The organism is Kitasatospora sp. MBT66, assembly GCF_000710405.2.
Lineage (GTDB): Bacteria > Actinomycetota > Actinomycetes > Streptomycetales > Streptomycetaceae > Kitasatospora > Kitasatospora purpeofusca.
In genome coordinates this window covers 709,899-712,666 of sequence record NZ_JAIY01000010.1, presented here as the reverse complement: position 1 = coordinate 712,666, position 2,768 = coordinate 709,899, and the positions used below count along the sequence as shown (strand labels likewise).

The window sequence follows — 2,768 nt, the reverse complement described above, 5'->3', positions numbered from 1 at the left end:
GGAGTGCTGCTCGGAGGTCATGACCACGAGAATGGCGCAGAGCGGGGGCACCCGGCAGGCGGTTGGCACAACTCGTTCGATCGGATGGTCCTCCCGGCCGGGCGCCGCCCCCGCGCGCGCCCGCCCCGACCTGCGCCCACGGGCCCGGCCGCGATCCGGACGGCGGCCCTGGCGGCCGGAGCGGGCTGTCACAATGGCCCCATGTCCACCACACCCGCCGCTCCCGGCTCCACCGCCCTGGCCCCCGAGATCGCCGCCCGGCTCAAGCGGACCGCGGACGGACTGCTCCCGGCCGTCGCCCAGCAGTACGACACCGGCGAGGTGCTGATGCTCGGCTGGATGGACGACGAGGCGCTGCACCGCACCCTCACCACCGGCCGCTGCACCTACTGGAGCCGCAGCCGCAACGAGTACTGGGTGAAGGGCGACACCTCCGGCCACGTCCAGCTGGTCAAGTCCGTCGCGCTGGACTGCGACGGCGACACCCTGCTGGTCAAGGTCGACCAGACCGGCGCGGCCTGCCACACCGGCGACCGCACCTGCTTCGACGCCGACGTGCTCCCGCTCGGCTGAACCGCCCGCTCCGCCCCTCCCCGTAAGGTGCCGCCCGCATGGACCTCGAAGCCTTCCGCAAGCTCGCCGTCGACACCCGGGTCATCCCGGTCACCCGCAGGCTCCTCGCGGACGGCCTCACCCCGATCGGCCTCTACCGCGGCCTCGCCGCCGAGCGCCCCGGCACCTTCCTGCTGGAGTCCGCCGAACAGGGCCGCAGCTGGTCGCGCTACTCCTTCGTCGGGGTCCGCAGCGCCGCCACCCTGACCGTCGGCCCCGACGGCGACGCCCGCTGGCTCGGCGCCCCGCCGGTCGGCATCCCCACCACCGGCGACCCGCTGGAGGTGCTGCGCGCCGCGCTGCGCACCCTGCACACCCCGCGGCACCCCGACGACGGCCTGCCGCCGCTCACCGGCGGACTGGTCGGCTACCTCGGCTACGACGTGGTGCGGCGCCTGGAGAAGCTGCCCGACCTCAACCCGGACGACCTGCGGCTGCCCGAGCTCACCATGCTGCTCGCCACCGACCTCGCCGTGCTCGACCACGTCGACGGCACCGTGCTGCTGATCGCCAACGCGGTCAACCACAACGACCTGGAGAGCGGGGTGGACGAGGCCTACGCGGACGCCGTCGCCCGGCTCGACCGGATGGAGGCCGACCTGCTGAGGCCGGTCGACCCGGGCCTGGCCACCTTCACCCCGACCGGCCCCGGCGAGGTCCGCTCGCCGTTCGGCGGGGCGCCCTACCGGGCCGCGGTGGAGGAGATCAAGGAGCGGATCCGGGCCGGCGAGGCGTTCCAGGTGGTGCCCTCGCAGCGCTTCGAGGCACCCTGCCCGGCCTCCGCGCTGGACGTCTACCGGGTGCTGCGCACCACCAACCCCAGCCCGTACATGTACCTGTTCCGCTTCCCCGGCCCGGACGGCGGCGCCGAGGGCGGCTTCGACGTGGTCGGCTCCAGCCCGGAGGCGCTGGTCAAGGTCACCGACGGCGAGGCGATGCTGCACCCGATCGCCGGCACCCGGCACCGCGGCGCCACCCCGCACGAGGACGCCGCGCTGGCCGCCGAACTCCTCGCCGACCCCAAGGAGCGGGCCGAGCACCTGATGCTGGTGGACCTCGGCCGCAACGACCTCGGGCGGGTCTGCGAGCCGGGCAGCGTCGAGGTGGTCGACTTCATGCAGATCGAGCGCTACAGCCACGTCATGCACATCGTCTCCACGGTGACCGGGAAGGTCGCCGAGGGGCGGACCGCCTTCGACGTGCTGACCGCGTGCTTCCCGGCCGGCACGCTCTCCGGCGCGCCCAAGCCGCGGGCGATGCGGATCATCGAGGAACTGGAGCCCACCCGCCGCGGCCTGTACGGCGGCTGCGTCGGCTACCTGGACTTCGCGGGGGACTCGGACACCGCGATCGCGATCCGCACCGCGGTGCTGCGCGACGGCACGGCCTACGTCCAGGCCGGCGCCGGCGTGGTCGCCGACTCCGACCCGCACGGCGAGGACACCGAATGCCGCAACAAGGCCGCCGCCGTCCTGCGGGCGGTCGCCACCGCGAATACGCTGCGTAGGCCGTAGGCCCCAGGGGCCCCGCGCGCGTCGCGGGGCCGCCGCAGCGGAAGGGACGACAGCATGCCTGACGTGCAGCGGAGGATCGTGGCCGCCGCCAGGGAGCAGCTGCTGCGGCAGTCCGGCGGCCACGGCGGTGTGCGCTCCGTGCTGAGCGGGGACGGGCGGGAGAGCCGGCTCCTGGTGCTGGCACCGGGGGCGTCCTCGGACGCCGCCGGCGGCTACCGGACCGCCGACGCGCTGGTGGTGCTGGAGGTCGCGCCGGTGCCGGAGCCGACCGGGGGCCACCGCGCCCACGCGGACGCGCGGGTCCCGCTGTACGTCCTGGTGGACCCCGGGGAGGCGGTCTGCACGGTGCACAGCCGGCCGCTGCCGGGGGTGGGGTACCGGGAGGCGGAGCGGGTGCCGTTCGGGAACGATCTCTTCCTGCCGCTGGGGGAGGGGACGCTGGTGCTGGAGACGGGCGACTTCCCGGTCGGGCCGCCGACCCCGGGTGCGGCGGCGGGGTGAGGACGGGGGACACTGGTCCGGTGACCGCTGAAGCCCGTACCGACGCCGTGTCCGCCGACCCCGCCGCCGCCCCGGCGCCCGCCGCGCGGGCCGGCCGGCGCACGCTCGGGGTGATGCTGCTGCTCACCGTGCTGGGCGCGG

Annotated in this window: 3 protein-coding genes; all 3 read left to right on the top strand. The window is 75.4% G+C overall.

Annotation, left to right across the window (positions count from 1 at the left end; translation table 11 throughout):
- Positions 1-201: 201 nt before the first annotated feature.
- Genes hisI through BI06_RS48475 form a run of 3 tightly spaced genes read left to right on the top strand, consistent with a single transcriptional unit; the run spans position 202 to position 2,627 of the window.
- Positions 202-573, top strand: coding sequence for a phosphoribosyl-AMP cyclohydrolase (gene hisI, locus BI06_RS27880; protein WP_030391405.1), 372 nt, complete (start codon positions 202-204; stop codon positions 571-573).
- A gap of 38 nt (positions 574-611) precedes the next feature.
- Entirely contained in the window at positions 612-2,126 is a 1,515-nt protein-coding gene (locus BI06_RS27875) for an anthranilate synthase component I (RefSeq protein ID WP_030391404.1), read from the top strand.
- A 54-nt stretch (positions 2,127-2,180) separates the two neighbouring features.
- Positions 2,181-2,627, top strand: a complete 447-nt coding sequence (locus BI06_RS48475) for a hypothetical protein (protein ID WP_030391403.1) — start codon at positions 2,181-2,183, stop codon at positions 2,625-2,627.
- The last annotated feature ends 141 nt before the right edge of the window (positions 2,628-2,768 follow it).

Excerpts from the sequence above, each read along its gene's own strand:
- hisI (WP_030391405.1), top strand. The coding sequence starts at position 202 with ATGTCCACCACACCCGCCGCTCCCGGCTCCACCGCCCTGGCCCCCGAG.
- BI06_RS27875 (WP_030391404.1), top strand. The coding sequence starts at position 612 with ATGGACCTCGAAGCCTTCCGCAAGCTCGCCGTCGACACCCGGGTCATC.
- BI06_RS48475 (WP_030391403.1), top strand. The coding sequence starts at position 2,181 with ATGCCTGACGTGCAGCGGAGGATCGTGGCCGCCGCCAGGGAGCAGCTG.